We start from the raw sequence: 17638 nt of genomic DNA, 5'->3' as shown, positions 1-17638 counted from the left end.
GCGGGCCCTACGCCCCCTCCAGCCGATCCGCCAGCGCCCGCAGCCCCGCCGCGATCTCGGTGGCGTCCGGAGCCTGCTCCGGGTCGGTCAGCCACTGCATCATCACGCCGCTCGTCAGCGCGAGCTGCACCGACCCGAGCCCGCGCACGTCCGCCTCCGCGACCTCCGCCTCCGGCACCCCGGCCAGCTGGGCCGCGATCCCCCGGCGGCCCTCGCGTTGACCGGCGGCGAGGAGTGCCAGCAGGTCCGGGGAGGTCTGGGCGTGGACGAAGGCCTCCACCGAGGCGATCCAGAGCCAGCGGTCGGTGCGGTACGAGGCGATCTCCCGCGTCCACATGTCCGCGTACCGCTCGGCCGCCGAGCCGGCCCCGTCCCCCACATCCGCGCCGACGCCCTGCCCCCACGCGTCGATGGCCGCGAACAGCGCCTGGTTGAGGAGCGCCTCGCGGGAGCCGAAGTGGTAGCCGATCGCCGCCATCGAGACCCGCGAGGCGGTGGCGATGTCGCGCACGGTGGTGCGGAGATAGCCCTTCTCCTCCAGACAGCGCCTCGCCCCGGCCAGCAGATCCTCACGGTTTCCCATGACCGGGATCGTACGGCGACTGCCTTGGGCAAGCGTTCTATACGAACGTATTGCGCGTCCGATCTATACGGGCGTACAGTTCCTGTCATGACTCAGCAGTCAGCAACCCGCCGCGAACTGACCATCAACGGCCGCCGCCTCTCCTACCTCGATCACGGCCCCGCCACCGGCCGCCCGCTCCTCGCTCTGCACGGCCATCTCTCCGAGGGCGCCTCCTTCGACGATCTGGCCGTCGAACTCGGCACCGAGTGGCGGGTCATCGCCCCCGACCAGCGCGGCCACGGCGACTCCGACCGCGCGGACGACTACACCCGTGAGGGCTACGTCTGCGACCTGACCGCCCTGCTCGACCACCTGGACCTCGGCCCGGTCGTCGCCCTCGGGCACTCGCTGGGCGGCATCAACGCCCTGCACCTCGCCGCCGCCCGGCCCGCCTCGGTCGCCGCACTCGTAAATGTGGAGGGACCGGTGGACCTTCCCCACCAGGACCCCGGCCCGCTGGCGTTCCTGGCCGGCTTCCCGTACACCGCGCCCACCCGGGAAGCACTGATCGCCGCCTGCGGTCCGGTGGGGCCCATGGTGGGGCCCCTGCTGCGCCCCCTGCCGGACGGCACCGGCTGGCGGCTGCCGTTCCACCCGCAGGACACGATGGACTCCGAGCGACAGGTGCACGGCGACCACTGGGCGCAGTGGCTGGCGAGCGACTGCCCCGCGCTCCTGATCAACGGCCGCGCCAGCCAGGTGCTGCCCGCGGAACAGGCCGCCGCGATGGCGTCCCTGCGTCCGGGCACCGCCCTCGTCACCCTGGAGACGGACCACTTCGTGCAACTCCAGGACCCGAAGGGGTTCGCGCAGGCGGTACGGGAGTTCCTGGCGACCTTGTGACCGGCCGGAGGCGGGCGGCCCGCCACCGCAGGTGGCGGGGGCCGTCGACTTGGAACCCGGCCCCAGCATGCGTACAGGCCGATCAGGTCAGATCGTCGAACTCCCCTTCCTTCGCACCGCCGAGAAACGCGCGGAGCTTGGCAGGCGTGGTGCGGACCACCACGTCCGGGCTGTCGCTCTCGCGGAGAAGTATCTCGCCGTTGTGCGCCGCGAGTTCGAGGCAGTCGGAACCCTCGGCGTTCGACGACTTCGAGGACTTGCGCCACTGAATTTCCATGTTCCTCACGCCTTCATTCTCGGTGTGCGATCTCTCGGATGAAGTCCCGCGACCTCACCGGGTCGAGAGACCGCTCCTCGGTTCGGTCCAGCGCGGACCGCCAGTTCGTCAGGCTCGATTCAGCGTCGAGGAACGACGAGCCGGTCGCGGTGTCCACCTGCACGGTGTCGAGCTGCGGCACGGGGCCGTACACGTAGTGTGCAGAACTGCTCGCGTACGGGAAACCGCCCGCAGCGAAGGGGATCACCCGGACGGTGACGTTGTCCCGGTCGGATTCCTTCAGCAGATGGTCGAGCTGACCGCGCGTCACAGCGGCGCTCCCGAACGTCATCCGCAACGCGGCTTCATGAATCAGGAAGACGCACGCAGGGGGATCCTGCCGATCAAGTACATCGCGGCGCTGCAACCGGTGGGACAGCTGGCGACGTTGGCGCGCTGGGTCGGGCGCCGGGACGCTCTCGGCGAAGACGCTGCGGGCGTAGTCCTCCGTCTGGAGCAGGCCGGGCATATACATGACCTGCACCGACCGAATGGCACGAGCGTGGTGCTCCAACTCGGCGAGGTCGAGTGCGTCGTGGGACAGCTCCCCTCGGTAGCGCTCCCACCAACCGCTCTCGCGCTCGGCCGCCATGGCAGCGAGCGCATCCACGTATGCCGCGTCGGGGCACTCGTAGCCATCGGCCCATGCCCGTACCCGCCTCGAACTCACCCCGAACCGGCCTGACTCGGAGTTGCTGACAGTGGTGCGGTCCACCCCCACCCGCTCCGCGGCCTGGGCCAACGTCAGACCTGCGTGCTCCCTGAGTCTGCGCAGCTCGGAGCCCAGGCGGCGCTTCCTCAGCGTGAGCAACTTCCTTGGCGGCATCAAGCCCTCCCCGCATCGAGTCTCAGTGTGAACCGCACCCAAACCACCCGACGGTCGTTAACGAAAATATCCGAGGTCGTACCACTAGTTGTGCATTAGACGTCTTCGCGAGACGCCGGTCCGCCTGCGCACCCGTACGGCCACCACCAACGTCAACGAGCAGCGCGCCGGTTCGGAGCGCACCACGTGGGGAGAACGCCATGACCAGCGTCAACGCCATCGCACCTGCCGCATCGCCGCACCGGCCGGACGGTGAGAGTTACCGGCTCTCCCTGCCCAACACCGCGCGCTCCGCCGGAATCGCCCGGGACTTCGTCACGTCACTGCTCACCAGCAGCCCGCACAGCGGCATCGTCGACGACGCGCGGCTCTGCGTCACCGAGGTGGTGGCCAACGCCCATCGCCACACACGTACTTCACTGATCGGCGTCCATGTGACCGTGGAAGCCGAACACGTGACCTTCGCCGTCTCCGACGACCGGCCCTGGGCCGCACCCGCGCCGGGCAGCAGGCCTGCGGGGACTCTCGGCAGCGCGGAACGGGTGGGCGGCTGGGGGCTGTTGCTTCTGGAGGAGCTCGCCTCTGCCTGGGGAGCCGACGTCTGCGGGTGCTGCGCCCCGCGCCACAAGACGGTGTGGTTCACCCTCGCCGGGGAGGCGGGCCTCACCGCCTGACGGCCCTCCCGTCCGCCCGCCCATACCGGCCCCGCAGGCCCGTCCTCGGCCTGCCCTTCTCCGACGGACCGTGATGCGTCGTACCACCGGCGCGGCCTCGCGCCGCGCTCTTTCGCCATGCCATGAACCCGTTCCCCGCGCCCTTCAGGAGGTCGATTCGACCGCTGCCCGGCGTGCCCGGCCGCACGCGTGGCTGCCCGCCGTGACGTGGCTGATCGACACCCGTCTGCACCCGCGCGCGACCGCGACGACCCTGGCGGTTGCCCGGGACCTCGCGGGCCGGATGGACTACCGGCTGGGGCTCGTGCTGTACGACCTCGAAGGCACGGCCGGCCGGTGCGGAGTGTCGACGGCGACGGTGAAGCGCCACGTCCGGGTACTGCGGGAGCTGGGCGCCCTGGCGTGGCACCGGCACGGTACGAAGAAGAACCTCCGGCTCCCGGGCCGCCCCTACACGGCTACAGCGACGATCTACGCGGCGACGATCCCGCACGCGTACGACGAGGCGAGGGGACACCGACTCGACGGCACCGGGTACCGGGCCCGGGTGACCGGAGTGACCGACGAGGGGCGGGCGCTTGCAGCGAAGACCGCCGCCCACCCGCATCCACAGCCTGTGGATAACGTACGCCGGCGCACGCGTGGTCGTGCGAAGCCTGCACCCCATTCTTACCGGCGGCACCCCCGCGTACGTACAGAAGATCTGGACGGGCGGTTCAACTACACCTCGCGCACGGGCGCGACGCGCGCGAGGGCGGCAGCCTCGTCCTCCCGGAGTCCATGGCAGGTGGCCCATGACATCCACCTCGCGCGGCAGGTACGGCCGCTCGTCGGCTGGACCCAGCCGGAGGGGCTCCGCCGTCTGGCCTTCGCGCTGCGCCCGCTGATCGACCGGGGCCTGGAGGCCCACGACATCGCCGCCGAACTCCTCGGGATGGCTGTCGCGTGGCGCCCCCAGCGGCCGGCCGCGTACATCTCCGCCCGGCTCGCCCGGGATCCGCACCCCGAAACGGGCCGCCCGGCAGGCGACGATCTCACGGCCGACCCCGCCACGCACCCGGAGTGGCAGCGGTGGCTGAACAGCCGCCACTCCGACGACCGCGCGCGCACGGACGACGACCGCCGCCACGCCCGGCTCTACGCGTGGGACCGCTGGTACGAGGTGGCCGCGCACTACGACGACCATCCCGACGACGCGCTGGACCTCTACGGGACCCGGCTGTGCGCCTACGCCGTCAAACGGGCCGCCCGCATCGCCGGGCCCCGGCCCTGACCTCACATACGGCCTCAGGCCGTCGGATTGTGCCGGATCAGCGACTCCACCAGCCCGGTCCGGGTCGCCGGGAAGTCCAGCGGGACGATGCCGAGCCCGGTCCAGCCGGCCGCCTGCGAGGAGTCGAGGAACGAGTGGACCTGGGGGTTGAGCCGGTCCGCGTTCCAGCGGGGCGGCAGCAGGGCGGCGGTGCTCACGTAGTTCATGAACAGCTTGCCCGGCTGCTCGGCCGCCTTGCGGAACTGCGCCTCCACCTTCGGGTACTTGGCGAACGGCTCTGCCATGTAGTCGTCCTGGATGTCGAAGAGCGCAGGGTCGGCGTACCGCACTCCGGGCAGCCCCCCGTTGTCGGCGAGCAGCACCACCTTGCCGCGCGCCCCGCCCAGCGTCGGCAGCGCGGAGTCGATGTGGAACAGCGGGCGCCAGCCCCTGCCGTCGAGGTAGTCGTCGAAGACGGCCCGGAACGCGGCGTCGCTCTCCTCCGAGTACTCCTGCTTGACCCGCATCAGCACGGTCTCCGTGGGCCGTTGCGCGAGGAAATCCCGGCAGGCGCCGAGTACATCGCCGAACATCAGGTTCTGGTACGAGGCCCCGTGGTGGATCGCGAAGGAACCGCCGGTGATCCGGCACCGTACGTCCAGAAAGCGAAGCCCGCTGTTCAACTGCTGGTCGACCGTGGTGTTCTGGCACTCGGTCCAGGGCCCGCCGTAGCGGGCGCCGGAGTCGTGCGAGCCGGGGATCGTGAGCCGCTGGAGGGCGGTGGAGTCCGCGATACCGCGCATCCAGTCCTGCGCGGTGAGGGCCTGCCGTGCCTCGGCCCGCGCGGGCGCCGTGCCGACGAGGGCGGTGGCGGAGACGGCGAGCGCTCCGGCCAGAAAGTGCCTGCGGTTCACGGTGTACGGGCTCATGCGGGGACGCCTCCGGGGGCCGTGTGGGGTCAGCTCAGGGATTATGACCCGTACACGTCATGCACGGAACAAGGCGTACGGCCTGGGTGCGGCGCGAAAACAACGGATGCGCGGGCCGGGGCCGCCGCCCCACCCGCGCATCCTGTCGGTGTCGTACGCCGGAACCGCCGGGACTACTGAATGACCGTGATCCGGTCCGTCACCGGCGGGGCCAGCGGCGCCGCCGCCGTGGAGTGCGCCGCCAGGTACGCGTTGAACAGGTCCAGGTCGGACGGGCCGACCAGCTTGTTCGTGCCCGCGCCGAGGGCCGCGAAGCCGTCGCCGCCGCCCGCGAGGAACTCGTTCATCGCGACGCGGTACGACTTGGCCGGATCGATCGCCTCACCGTTCAGGCGGATCGTGTCGGTGACCACGCGCGCCGCGCCGGTCTTCGTCATGTCCAGGGTGTAGCTGAGGCCCTTGGAGATCTGGAGGATCTTCGGGCTGGCCTCGTTCGAACCGCTGACCTGCTGCTGGAGCGCGGACACCAGCTGAGCGCCGGTCAGGTCGACGACGTTCATCATGTTGGTGAACGGCTGCACGGTGAACGACTCCCCGTACGTCACCACGCCGTCGCCCTCGCTGCCCGTCGCCTTGTACACGAGGTCGGCACGGATGCCGCCCGGGTTCATGAACGCGACGACCGCCCCGCCCTTGTCCGCCGGGGCCAGGCCCTCCAGCTGCGCGTCGGCGATCAGGTTGCCGAGCGGCTTCTCGGGGGCCGTGGAGCCTCGGCCGTTGATGTCGGCCGAGATGAAGCCCTGCGGCCGGCTCGCGATCGGCGCCGCGAGCGTGTTCCAGCGGGCGATCAGGTCCGTCATGTCGGTGGCCTTGGCCTGGTCCCGGGTGACGATGTGGTTCACCGCGGCCGGGTTGGCGGCCGAGCCCTTCACCGCGGTGCGCACGATGTCCTTGGTGCGGCGGTCGTACGTGAGCGTCGTGTCCGTGTACAGCTTGCCGAACGACGAGGCCGAGGTGACCAGGCGCGGGTTGCCCGCCGGGTCCGGGATCGTGCACACGTACGCCTGGTGGGTGTGGCCCGTCACCAGCGCGTCGACCTTGGGCGAGATGCCCTTGGCGATGTCCGTGATCGGCCCGGAGATCCCGTCACCGGCACCCGGGCTGTCGCAGTCGTAGTTGTACGAGGACGAGGCCGGGGCGCCACCCTCGTGGATCAGCGCGACGATCGACTTCACGCCCTGCCGGTCCAGCTCCTTGGCGTACTTGTTGACCGTCTCGATCTCGTCGTGGAACTTCAGGCCCTTGACGCCGTTGGCCGTCACGATGTTCGGCGTGCCCTCCAGGGTCACGCCGATGAAACCGATCTTGACGCCGTCCTTCTTCCACACCGTGTACGGCTTGAGGACCGGCTTGCCGGTCTTCTCGTCCGTCACATTCGCGGCAAGGTACGGGAAGTCGGCGCCCTCGAACGTCTTGCCCTGCTCGTAGCATCCCTCGACCGGGTGGCAGCCACCGTTCTGGAGGCGGCCCAGCTCGGTGGCGCCCTCGTCGAACTCGTGGTTGCCGACAGTCGTCACGTCGAGGTCGATCTTGTTGAGCGCCTCGATGGTCGGCTCGTCGTGGAACAACCCCGACAGCAGCGGGCTCGCGCCGACCATGTCGCCGCCGGCCGCGGTGATGGAGTACGGGTGGCCCTTGCGGGCGGCCCGCAGCGAGGAGGCGAGGTACTCCACGCCTCCGGCCGGGATCGCCTTCGTCGTGCCGTCGGCCTGCTTCTCGGTGACCGATCCGGCCGAGCCGGCCGGCGGCTCCAGGTTGCCGTGCAGGTCGTTGAACGACAGCAGTTGTACGTCAACGGTCCGGGCCGGCGTGTGGTGGCCGTGGCCCTTGCCCTGCGTCTGGGCGCCGGCCGGCATGGCGGCGACCAGCGCGCCGACGGTGGCCAGACCGGCTGCGGCGGCGAGCACCCGCCGGGACGCGCGGTTCTTCTGCGGTGTCGCTGACATCGGACCCCTTGTGAGTTCAGCGGGTGGCATGAGGGTGGTGACAAGTCTGGATACTGCGTGCCGCAGCCTAGAGTCAACGCGCGTAGCGCGACAGATGTTCGGGGTTACGAATAGGTTGCCGCCCGAGCGGAACGGGGCCATTCACTCATATGGCTTACATATGTGAGCAGAAACGTCACCGCGTGCGCCAAAGGCGCAAATCTGTACGCCATGGACAGCACCACCACCCCGAAGGCCGCCATCCCCGCGCAAGAGCCCTCCGGGCTTTCTCCCGGGCTGCCCTCCGGCTTCCACGAGATGATCGACGACCTGAAGACGATCGTGCGGGGCGCGCACGTGCGCGCACAGCTCAAGGTCAACACCGAGATGCTCCAGATGTACTGGGAGATCGGGCGGACGATCCTCGATCGGCAGAGCGGGGAGAAGTGGGGCACGAAGGTCATCGACCGGATCGCCACCGAGCTGCGGACGGAGTTCCCGAACCAGCGGGGGTTCAGCACGCGCAACCTTCAGTACATGCAGCAACTGGCTCGAACGTGGGTCGAACAATTTGCGCAGCAAGCTGCTGCACAATTGCCGTGGGGCCATCTCCAGCTCCTCATGGACAAGTGCAAGACCTCCTTCGAGCGGGATTTCTACGCTCAGCACGCCGTCCACCACGGCTGGTCCCGCGACTACCTGGGCTCGATGATCCACACGAAGCTGCACCTCGCCGAAGGCGCCGCGGCCAACAACTTCGACGTCACGCTGCCCGCCGGCTCCGACGCCGTGAAGCAGATCTTCAAGGATCCGTACCGTCTCGACTTCACCGAGCTGGAGGGCCGTCCCGCCGAGCGCGATCTGGAGGACGCCCTCGTCGCCAACCTGATCCGCTTCCTCACCGAGCTGGGGGTCGGCTTCGCCTTCGTCGGACGCCAGTACCCGATCGTCGTGGGCGACAGCGAATACCGCATCGACCTGCTCTTCTACCACTGCAAGCTGCACTGCTACGTCGTCCTGGAACTCAAGACCCGCAAGGCCCACCCCGAACACTTCGGACAGCTGGGCTTCTACGTCTCGGTGGTCGACGACCTGGTACGGGACAAGGAGCGCGACGAACCCACCCTCGGCATTCTCATCGCGGAGAGCCGCGACCGCGCCATGGTCGAGTACACGCTGCGCGGATACAACACGCCCCTGGCCGTCAGTACGTACGCCGGACTGCCTGACCGCGTACGCGAACTGCTGCCCGCCGCCGAGGATCTCTCCCGGATCGCCGACGGCGTGCTGAATCCGTCGGAGCCCGGCAGCTAGGGGCTGTCCCACGAGATCCGAGCAGCATCCCGACAGCTGAGCGTCGGAGCGCCACGCACACGCCCCGTCTCCGCCCCTCCCGCCGTACGCTCGTACACATGACGACAGACGTACCCCTCCCCGCCCCCGGACGCGAGATCCAGACCCTCGACACCCTCTCCCCCGACCAGGCCGGAGCCGTCACCGAGCTCCTCGCCGAGGCCGCGCGGAACGACGGCCGGCAGGCCGTGTCCGAGCAGGGGCGGCTGCAGTTGCGGGGCGGGCACCGGGAAGGCGTGCGGCATTTCCTGCTGACGGCAGGCGGCGTGCTCGTCGGGTACGCGCAGCTGGAGGACACCGACCCCGTAGAGGCACCGGCCGCCGAGCTGGTCGTGCACCCCGCGCACCGCGGGCACGGGCACGGGCGGGCGCTCGGCGCGGCGCTGCTCGCCGCGACGGGCAAGCGGCTGAGGGTCTGGGCGCACGGCGGGAAGTCCGCGGCACGGCACCTCGCGCAGGTCCTCGGCCTTTCGCTGTTCCGCGAACTGCGGCAACTGCGGCGCCCGTTGAGCCCGCTGAACATCGCGGAGCCGACCCTGCCGCCCGGAGTCAGCATCCGCACCTTCGTGCCGGGCGAGGACGACGCCGCCTGGCTCGCCGTGAACGCCGCCGCGTTCGCCCACCATCCCGAACAGGGCTCGCTGACCCAGCGCGACCTCGACGACCGCAAGGCCGAGTCGTGGTTCGACCCGAAGGGGTTCTTCCTCGCCGAGCGGGCGACGGAGCGCGGCGGCGCCGAGCTCGTCGGCTTCCACTGGACGAAGGTGCACGCCGAGGAGCAGCTCGGCGAGGTGTACGTGGTCGGCATCCGGCCCGACGCGCAGGGCGGCGGCCTGGGCAAGGCGCTCACCGCGATCGGGCTGCGCCATCTCGCATCCGAGGGGCTGCCCACCGCGATGCTGTACGTCGACGCGGACAACACGGCGGCCCTGGCCGTCTACGAGCGGATGGGGTTCACCACCCATGAGACCGACCTGATGTACCGCACGGAGTCCTGAGTTCCAGTCAAACCCCGTAGGGGCGGCGTCGCTTGACGTCGCCCCTGCTTTGCGCCACCCTTTCACTACTCAATTAGTGAAAGGGGTGAACATGGCACAGTCCGCAGCGGTCGAGTTCCGCATCGACCGGCGCAGCGGCGTCGCCACGTACCTCCAGATCGTCCAGCAGACGAAACAGGCGCTGAGGCTGGGACTGCTGGAGCCCGGCGACCGGCTGCCCACCGCCCGCGAGGTCGTGGAGGCCACCGCCATCAACCCGAACACCGTGCTGAAGGCGTACCGCGAGCTGGAGCGCGAAGGCCTCGTCGAGGCCCGGCGCGGCCTCGGCACCTTCGTCACCCGGACGCTCGGCGGCGCGGCCGCCGCCGATGACGCGCCGTTGCGCACCGAACTGGCCGACTGGGCCCGCCGGGCCCGCGCCGCCGGTCTGGAGAGGGACGACGTGAGCGCGCTCTTCACCGCCGTACTCGACCGCACATTCCCAGGGGAGCAGAGCTGATGACAGGTGCAGCGATCGAGGCCGTCGGCCTCGGCATGCGATACCGGCGAAGAGACATCGCATGGGCACTGCGCGACTGCTCGTTCCGGCTGCCCGCCGGGCGTGTGTGCGCCCTGGTCGGCCCCAACGGCGCCGGGAAGTCCACCCTCCTGAGCCTGGCAGCGGGGTTCCTCCGGCCGGCCGAGGGAACGGTACGGGTACTGGGGGCGGCGCCCGCCGACGCCCGCGCCCGGATGGCGTACGTGGCCCAGGACAAGCCGCTGTACCCGCAGTTGACGGTCGCCGAGACCCTCTGGGCGGGGGCCGAGCTGAACCCGGCGACCTGGGACCAGGACACCGCCGACCGCATCGCCGCGCCGCTCCCCGGAAAGGCGAAGGTCCGTGCGCTCTCCGGTGGTCAGCGCACCCGGCTCGCCCTGGCCCTCGCCCTCGGCAAGCGGCCCGAACTGCTGCTGCTGGACGAACCGATGGCCGACCTCGACCCGCTGGGGCGGCACCAGCTGATGGGCGCCCTGATGGGGGAGGCCGCCGAACACGGCACCACCATCGTGATGTCCTCCCACATCCTCAACGAGCTGGAGGAAGCCTGCGACTACCTCCTGCTCCTCGACGGCGGCCGGATCCGCCTCGGCGGTGAGACGGACGACCTGATCGCCGCGCACACCCTGCTCACCGGCCCCGTGAGTGACCTCGCCCCGCACACCGTGGTCGAGACACGTACCGCGGGGCGGGTGCAGACCGCGCTCGTCCGGAGGGAGGGGCCGGTGGACGTCACCGGCTGGGAGACGGCCGAGCCGTCGCTGGAGGAGCTACTGCTGGCGCACCTGCGCTCGCCCGGGGCGCCGGACCTGCTGACACCGAGCGCCACGGCCGGCAACAAGGCGGTGGCCGCATGAGCACCACCGGCCTGCGCCCCCGCGTCGCACCCGCCGGACTGCGGGGCCCTGTCCGGGTCCTGCTCCGCCAGCACCGCGGTGCGCTGTGGGCGGCCGGCGCACTCCTGGCGCTCGGCATCGCCTTCGTGGTGGGGCTCCGGATATGGGTCGCCCGCTCGCCCGAAAACTGTGCCGACGGCGACACCACCCGCTGCGGGGACGGCAGCTACCTGGCCACTTATGCCCGCACCTCCGCCGAAACCTTCCTGGCGGACGGCGGCACCACCCTGCTTCTGCTCGCCGGGCTCATCGGCGTCTTCGTCGCGGGTCCGCTGATCGCCCGCGAGCTGGAGAACGGCACCTTCCGGTTCGTCTGGGCCCAGTCGGTGTCGCCCGCCCAGTGGCTGGCGTCCCGCATCGCCCTGCCCGCGGTCCTCGTGACGGCCGGGACGACCGTCCTGGTCCTCGTCTACCGATGGGGCCTGTCGGACCTGCGGAACAACGCGCACGCCAACGGACTCGGCTGGCCCGAGGCCGGGGTCTTCCCCGCTCTCGGCCCGATTGCCGTCGCCTACGCACTGCTGGCCGTGGCCGTCGGCGCCCTGTGTGCCGTCCTCGTACGCCGCACTCTCCTGGCCATGAGCCTCACCGCTCTCGTCCTGGGCACGGCCATGAACGGGTTCGGCCACCGTCGCTACGAGCTCTGGCCGACCGCCCGCCTCCTCGGCAGGGGCATCCTGCCGCGCGACGCCTGGCGCATCGAATCGGGCATGCTCACCCCCTCCGGCAAGGAGATCTACTGGCAGGACTGCTGGGACTCGGGCCATTACCTGCCTGACGACATCTCCAGCTGCATGCGCGACCAGGGCGGGGTCACCCACTTCACCGACTACCACCCCGCCTCCCACTTCTGGCCCCTCCAGCTCGTCGAGACCGGCATCCTGCTCGTCCTCGCCGCCGCGGCCGTCGCCCTCGCCTTCCGCGTCCTGCGCCGCCGCCACGCCTGAGCGGACAGGCACCACGTGGCCGTGCCCGGGCCGGATCCGCCCCCGGGCACGGCCACACACCGCTTCCTGCATGTCATGTCACCGTTACCGCGCATTCAGACGGCCTTGCGACCCTCTCAGGATGCAGCCAGCTGTGCCGACCCCCCGCAACGGGAGAATTCCCGGCGGCGAGCGCGCCGACCACGCGCTCTCCGTGATCTCATCGCCCTCCGACGCGCCCCCGGAGCACTCCACGCGGAACAATGGGCCCATGAGCCAGCAGCCCAGCTCCGAGGTCCCGGTCCAGCCCACCGCCCAGCCGTCCGTCGGCTCCCTCGCCGCGCACCGGCCGCACGCCGTCGCCGCCGCGTCGTCCTCCCACGCCCTGTCCACCGCGGCCGACCTGGACCCCGACATCGACGCCGACCCCGACGCGTACGAACCCGATGTCGACGGGGACGAGCTGCCGCAGGGCCGGTTCCTCGACCGGGAACGCAGTTGGCTCGCGTTCAACGAACGCGTTCTGGAACTGGCCGAGGACCCGGCGACCCCGCTCCTCGAACGGGCTAATTTCCTCGCCATCTTCGCCTCGAACCTGGACGAGTTCTTCATGGTCCGGGTGGCCGGACTCAAGCGCCGCATCGCGACCGGTGTCGCCACCCGGTCCGCATCCGGCCTCCAGCCCCGCGAGGTCCTCGACCTGATCTGGACCCGGTCGCGCGAGCTCATGGCCCGGCACGCCGCCTGCTACCAGCAGGACATCGCCCCCGCCCTGTCCGACGAGGGCATCCAGCTGATCCGCTGGCCGGAGCTGACCGAGAAGGAGCAGGCCCGGCTGTTCACCTTCTTCCGCCAGCGCGTCTTCCCCGTGCTGACGCCGCTGGCCGTCGACCCTGCGCACCCCTTCCCGTACATCTCCGGCCTCTCGCTGAACCTCGCCGTCGTCGTACGCAACCCGGTCAGCGGCCACCGCCACTTCGCCCGGGTCAAGGTGCCGCCGCTGCTGACCCGCTTCCTGGAGGCCTCGCCGCAGCGCTACGTCCCCATCGAGGACGTCATCGCCGCCCACCTGGAGGAGCTCTTCCCGGGGATGGAGGTCCTCGCGCACCACATGTTCCGGGTCACCAGGAACGAGGACCTGGAGGTCGAGGAGGACGACGCCGAAAACCTTCTGCAGGCCCTGGAGAAGGAGCTCATGCGGCGCCGCTTCGGCCCGCCGGTCCGCCTCGAGGTCGAGGAGTCCATCGACCCGTACGTGCTGGACCTGCTGGTCCGCGAGCTGAAGGTCTCCGACGCCGAGGTCTACCCGCTGCCCGGGCCGCTCGACCTCACCGGGCTGTTCGGCATAGCGTCCCTGGACCGGCCCGAGCTGAAGTACCCCACGTTCATCGCCGGCACGCACCGCGACCTCGCCGAGGTCGAGTCCGCCTCGGCGCCCGACATCTTCGCCGCCCTGCGCGAGCGCGACGTGCTGCTGCACCACCCGTACGACTCCTTCTCCACCTCCGTCCAGGCCTTCCTGGAGCAGGCGGCCGGCGACCCGGACGTCCTCGCGATCAAGCAGACGCTGTACCGGACCTCGGGCGACTCCCCGATAGTGGACGCGCTGATCGACGCGGCCGAGTCCGGCAAACAGGTCCTCGTACTCGTCGAGATCAAGGCCCGCTTCGACGAGCAGGCCAACATCAAGTGGGCGCGGAAGCTGGAGGAGGCGGGCTGCCACGTCGTCTACGGGCTCGTCGGCCTGAAGACGCACTGCAAGCTCTCGCTCGTCGTCCGCCAGGAGGGCGACACCCTGCGCCGCTACTCGCACGTCGGCACGGGCAACTACCACCCCAAGACGGCCCGGCTGTACGAGGACCTCGGTCTGCTCACCGCCGACCCGCAGGTCGGCGCGGACCTCTCCGACCTCTTCAACCGGCTCTCCGGCTACTCGCGGCGCGAGACGTACCGGCGCCTGCTCGTCGCCCCGAAGTCGCTGCGCGACGGGCTGATCGTCCGGATCGACAAGGAGATCGCGCACCAGCGGGCCGGCCGCCCCGCCTACGTACGCATCAAGGTCAACTCGATGGTCGACGAAGCGATCATCGACGCCTGTTACCGGGCCGCGCAGGCCGGCGTCCCCGTCGACATCTGGGTCCGCGGCATCTGCGCGATCCGCCCCGGCGTCACCGGCCTCTCCGAGAACATCCGGGTCCGCTCGATCCTCGGCCGCTTCCTCGAACACTCCCGGGTCTTCTCGTTCGGCAACGGGGGCGAGCCCGAAGTCTGGTTCGGCAGCGCCGACATGATGCACCGCAACCTCGACCGCCGCATCGAGGCCCTGGTCCGGGTCACCGACCCCGCGCACCGGGCCGCACTCAGCCGGCTGCTGGAGACCGGCATGGCCGATACCACCGCCTCCTGGCACCTGGGCCCCGACGGGAACTGGACCCGGCACGCCACGGACGCGGAGGGCCGGCCGCTGCGGCACGTACAGGAAATGCTCATTGACGCCCGGAGGCGCCGGCGTGCGACGCCCTGACCACCAGACACAGGCGGACCTGACCGCGGGGACGGTGCTCGCACCGTATCTGCGCACCCAGGCCGCGGACTTCCTGCGCAGCCTGCGTCTGCACCGCGAGAACAGTGCCCCCAGCGACGCCGGACCCCAGGCCGCCGAACAGGCCGCCCGGGCGCTGCGCCGCTCGTCCCGCCGCATCAGCGGCACCCTGCACACCTTCCGGGCGGCGCTCGACCCGCTCTGGGCCGAGCAGCTGCGCACCGAACTGGCCTGGCTCTCCGGCACGCTCGCCCGCGAGCACGCCTACGCGGAGCGGCTGACCCGGCTCCTCGAAGCGCTGCACGGACTGTCGGGGGCGCCGCCCCTGCCGGCGGCCCGCGCCGGATCCAGCTCTGGGGCCACCACCGCCGGCACCGCCGTCGCCGTCGTCGACAAGGAACGGGCCGTCCTCGGCGTCGGCGCCGCGCGCGCCGGCGCACTCCTGGAACGGCAGCTGACCCTCGCCCGCACCCGCGCCCACTCGGCGGCGCTCCAGGCGCTCGGCTCCTCACGGTTCCACGCGGTCGCCGACGCCGTCGCGCTGCTCGCCTCCGAGGTTCCGCTCTCCGCCGCGGCCGGCGCACCCGCCGGTGAACTGCTGCACGAGCCCGCCGACCGGGCGGAACAACGGCTGCTCGGCGCCGTCGCGGCGCTCCCCCGCGACGAGGCGGCCGAGCCGTACAACGAGGCGCACGACGCGCCCTGGCACCAGACCCGGCTGCTGCTGCGCCTGCACCGGTACGCCCAGGAGGTGCTGCGCGGCGCCCCCGATCCGGTCCTGACCGGCCCCGGTCACGCGCTCGATCTGCACCGGGACGCGGCGGAGGCGGCCACGGCGGCCTCCGCGGCCGCCCGCACGCCCCGCATCGCGCCGGCGACCGCGTACGCCCTGGGCGTCCTCCACGCCGACCAGCGCCACGAGGTGGAGGCGGCGCGGTCGGTGTTCCGCGAGAGCTGGCCGTACGCGACGGCGACGGCGGCAGCCCGGCCATGAGCGGCACGGCGGGCGGCACCGTGCGGGCGGCGGGCTGCGTGCTGTGGCGCCGCCGGCCCGCGGCCGCCGGCGGGGGCGTGGAGCTCTGTCTCGTACACAGACCGCGTTATGACGACTGGTCGTTCCCGAAGGGCAAGCTGAAGCGCGGCGAGTCCCCGCGGGACGCGGCCCTGCGCGAGGTGCTGGAGGAGACGGGCCACCACTGCGTGCCGGGCGCCGTGCTGCCCATGGCCCGGTACGTCGCGAACGGCCGGCCGAAAGAGGTCACGTACTGGACCGCCGAGGCCACGGCGGGCGCCTTCGCGCCGAACGACGAGGTGGACGACGTGCTGTGGCTCCGTCCGGATGCCGCCCGCGCCCGCCTGACCCAGCCCCGCGACCGCGACCTGCTGGACGCGGCCCTGCGGATGCTGCCGCGCGCGTAGCCGGGCCGGGCCATTCCAGCCCGTCCGGCGTTCGAGGACAAATCCCACGCCCGGGCCCTCCCGCGCGCACAGCCGGACGGGCTGGAGTGACCCGCGGGGCCCGGAACCAGGCCGCCCTGCACGGTTCACCTGCCGTTCACCCACCCCCGCAGACCACTTCACCTGTTCTGCCTAATTTCGGCAGTACACGGTGCGAGGCACACACCGCACCGGCCACGACTTCCGCTCCACCCACCACCACGCACGCCGTCGTAGAGCGAAACCACCGCGGCGGCTCCTGGAAGGAACACCCGAAAGTGAAGCTTCAGCGCAAGAACCGGCTTCGTGCCACCGCGCTCGGTGCCCTCGCCGTCTCCGGCGCCCTGGTCCTCACGGCGTGCGGTTCGGACAACAACAGCGGCAGCGACACCGGCGGGAACGGCGGCCAGACGAAGGCCGCGTCGAACGTCAAGTGCGACGGCGCCAAGGGCCAGCTGCGGGCCTCCGGGTCCAGCGCCCAGAAGAACGCCATGGACCTCTGGGTCAAGGAGTACATGGCGGCCTGCTCCGGTGTGGAGATCAACTACAACTCCTCCTCGTCCGGCGAGGGCATCGTCGCCTTCAACCAGGGCACCGTCGGCTTCGCCGGCTCCGACTCGGCGCTGAAGCCCGAGGAGGTCGCCGACTCGAAGAAGATCTGCAAGACCGGCCAGGGCATCAACCTGCCGATGGTCGGCGGCCCGATCGCGGTCGGCTTCCACCTGGACGGCGTCGACAGCCTGACGCTGGACGCCCCCACCCTCGCCAAGATCTTCGACACGAAGATCAAGAAGTGGAACGACGAGGCGATCGCCAAGCTCAACCCGGGCGCCAAGCTCCCGGACAAGGCGATCCAGCCCTTCCACCGGTCCGAGGACTCCGGCACCACCCAGAACCTCGGCAAGTACCTCAGCGCCGCGGCCCCGGGCGACTGGAAGTACGAGCCCGAGAAGAAGTGGCCGGCCCCGGGCGGCCAGGGCGCGACCGGCTCGTCCGGCGTCGCCACCCAGGTCAAGCAGGTCGACGGCTCGATCGGCTACTTCGAGCTCTCGTACGCCGCCTCGCAGAAGATCACCACGGTCGACATCAACACCGGTGGCGCCGCCCCGGTGAAGGCCTCCTCGGAGAACGCCTCCAAGGCCATCGCCGCCGCCAAGGTCAAGGGCACCGGCAAGGACCTGGCGCTCAGCCTCGACTACACCACCAAGGCCGAGGGCGCGTACCCGCTGGTCCTGGTGACGTACGAGGTCGTCTGCGACACCGGCAACAAGGCCGACACCCTCGGCACCGTGAAGTCCTTCCTGACCTACACCGCCTCCGCGGACGGCCAGAAGCTCCTCACCGAGGCCGGCTACGCCCCGATCCCCGACGCGATCAACGCCAAGGTCCGCGAGACCGTCGCCGGCCTCTCGTAACACCCGGCCGGTACGAGCAGCACACACCGCACAACGCGACAGGCGGCCCCGGTCCGGCGCACCCCTCCGGACCGGCCCGCCAC

At 71.0% G+C, this 17638-nt stretch carries 16 protein-coding genes and 1 pseudogene; 12 read left to right on the top strand and 5 right to left on the bottom strand.

The genetic code is table 11. The features are described 5' to 3' along the window. Window positions 1–7: 7 nt before the first annotated feature. Complete coding sequence (locus tag ABTX18_RS28435) at window positions 8–583, bottom strand: TetR/AcrR family transcriptional regulator (RefSeq protein WP_352125632.1); 576 nt, start codon at window positions 581–583, stop codon at window positions 8–10. 87 nt (window positions 584–670) lie between these two features. Between ABTX18_RS28435 and ABTX18_RS28430 the strand changes: the two genes are divergently transcribed. Continuing rightward, window positions 671–1468, top strand: a complete 798-nt coding sequence (locus tag ABTX18_RS28430) for an alpha/beta fold hydrolase (RefSeq protein ID WP_352125631.1) — start codon at window positions 671–673, stop codon at window positions 1466–1468. Between the two features lie 82 nt (window positions 1469–1550). Here the strand turns inward: ABTX18_RS28430 and ABTX18_RS28425 are convergent, their stop codons facing one another. Both ABTX18_RS28425 and ABTX18_RS28420 read right to left on the bottom strand, forming a co-directional pair. After that, on the bottom strand, window positions 1551–1745 hold the full coding sequence (locus ABTX18_RS28425) for a DUF397 domain-containing protein (RefSeq protein ID WP_352125630.1): 195 nt from the start codon (window positions 1743–1745) through the stop codon (window positions 1551–1553). Between the two features lie 13 nt (window positions 1746–1758). Further along, window positions 1759–2610, bottom strand: a complete 852-nt coding sequence (locus ABTX18_RS28420) for a helix-turn-helix domain-containing protein (protein ID WP_352125629.1) — start codon at window positions 2608–2610, stop codon at window positions 1759–1761. 200 nt (window positions 2611–2810) lie between these two features. Between ABTX18_RS28420 and ABTX18_RS28415 the strand changes: the two genes are divergently transcribed. Then, entirely contained in the window at window positions 2811–3284 is a 474-nt protein-coding gene (locus ABTX18_RS28415) for an ATP-binding protein (protein WP_352125628.1), read from the top strand. 202 nt (window positions 3285–3486) lie between these two features. Further along, window positions 3487–4557 (top strand): cell wall protein, encoded by a 1071-nt coding sequence (locus tag ABTX18_RS28410; protein WP_352125627.1) that lies wholly within the window; start codon window positions 3487–3489, stop codon window positions 4555–4557. Between the two features lie 14 nt (window positions 4558–4571). Here ABTX18_RS28410 and ABTX18_RS28405 read toward each other — a convergent pair whose 3' ends face one another. Then, the gene (locus tag ABTX18_RS28405; protein ID WP_352125626.1) at window positions 4572–5465 is read right to left on the bottom strand and encodes a phosphatidylinositol-specific phospholipase C; all 894 of its coding nucleotides are present in this window, start codon (window positions 5463–5465) and stop codon (window positions 4572–4574) included. Window positions 5466–5638: 173 nt separating this feature from the next. Then, entirely contained in the window at window positions 5639–7471 is a 1833-nt protein-coding gene (locus tag ABTX18_RS28400) for a bifunctional metallophosphatase/5'-nucleotidase (RefSeq protein ID WP_352125625.1), read from the bottom strand. A 210-nt stretch (window positions 7472–7681) separates the two neighbouring features. Between ABTX18_RS28400 and ABTX18_RS28395 the strand changes: the two genes are divergently transcribed. The 9 genes and pseudogenes from ABTX18_RS28395 to pstS all read left to right on the top strand — a co-directional run bounded on the left by ABTX18_RS28395 (window position 7682) and on the right by pstS (window position 17555). Further along, window positions 7682–8764, top strand: coding sequence for a PDDEXK nuclease domain-containing protein (locus ABTX18_RS28395; protein WP_352125624.1), 1083 nt, complete (start codon window positions 7682–7684; stop codon window positions 8762–8764). A gap of 98 nt (window positions 8765–8862) precedes the next feature. Continuing rightward, window positions 8863–9801, top strand: coding sequence for a mycothiol synthase (gene mshD, locus ABTX18_RS28390; protein ID WP_352125623.1), 939 nt, complete (start codon window positions 8863–8865; stop codon window positions 9799–9801). Between the two features lie 91 nt (window positions 9802–9892). Next, window positions 9893–10300 carry a GntR family transcriptional regulator gene (locus ABTX18_RS28385; protein WP_352125622.1) on the top strand — a complete coding sequence of 136 codons (408 nt, stop codon included), beginning with the start codon at window positions 9893–9895 and terminating at the stop codon, window positions 10298–10300. After that, window positions 10300–10786: pseudogene (locus tag ABTX18_RS35895) on the top strand (ATP-binding cassette domain-containing protein); the annotation flags it as partial. The gene ABTX18_RS28385 and the pseudogene ABTX18_RS35895, both read left to right, overlap by 1 nt. Before the next feature lie 406 nt (window positions 10787–11192). Beyond that, window positions 11193–12182, top strand: a complete 990-nt coding sequence (locus ABTX18_RS28375) for an ABC-2 membrane transporter-related protein (protein WP_352125620.1) — start codon at window positions 11193–11195, stop codon at window positions 12180–12182. A 250-nt stretch (window positions 12183–12432) separates the two neighbouring features. Beyond that, a complete protein-coding gene (locus ABTX18_RS28370) occupies window positions 12433–14685 on the top strand; it encodes an RNA degradosome polyphosphate kinase (protein WP_352125619.1) in 2253 nt (750 codons plus the stop codon). Continuing rightward, window positions 14672–15697, top strand: a complete 1026-nt coding sequence (locus ABTX18_RS28365; protein ID WP_352125618.1) for a CHAD domain-containing protein — start codon at window positions 14672–14674, stop codon at window positions 15695–15697. Before ABTX18_RS28370 ends, ABTX18_RS28365 begins: the two co-directional genes overlap by 14 nt. After that, on the top strand, window positions 15694–16122 hold the full coding sequence (locus tag ABTX18_RS28360) for an NUDIX hydrolase (RefSeq protein ID WP_352125617.1): 429 nt from the start codon (window positions 15694–15696) through the stop codon (window positions 16120–16122). Before ABTX18_RS28365 ends, ABTX18_RS28360 begins: the two co-directional genes overlap by 4 nt. A gap of 296 nt (window positions 16123–16418) precedes the next feature. Continuing rightward, a complete protein-coding gene (gene pstS / locus ABTX18_RS28355; protein WP_352125616.1) occupies window positions 16419–17555 on the top strand; it encodes a phosphate ABC transporter substrate-binding protein PstS in 1137 nt (378 codons plus the stop codon). Window positions 17556–17638: the final 83 nt, after the last annotated feature.

The sequence above is a fragment of the Streptomyces sp. NPDC096323 genome, from assembly GCF_040302845.1.
Taxonomy (GTDB): domain Bacteria; phylum Actinomycetota; class Actinomycetes; order Streptomycetales; family Streptomycetaceae; genus Streptomyces.
This window is presented reverse-complemented; position numbering and strand designations above follow the sequence as displayed.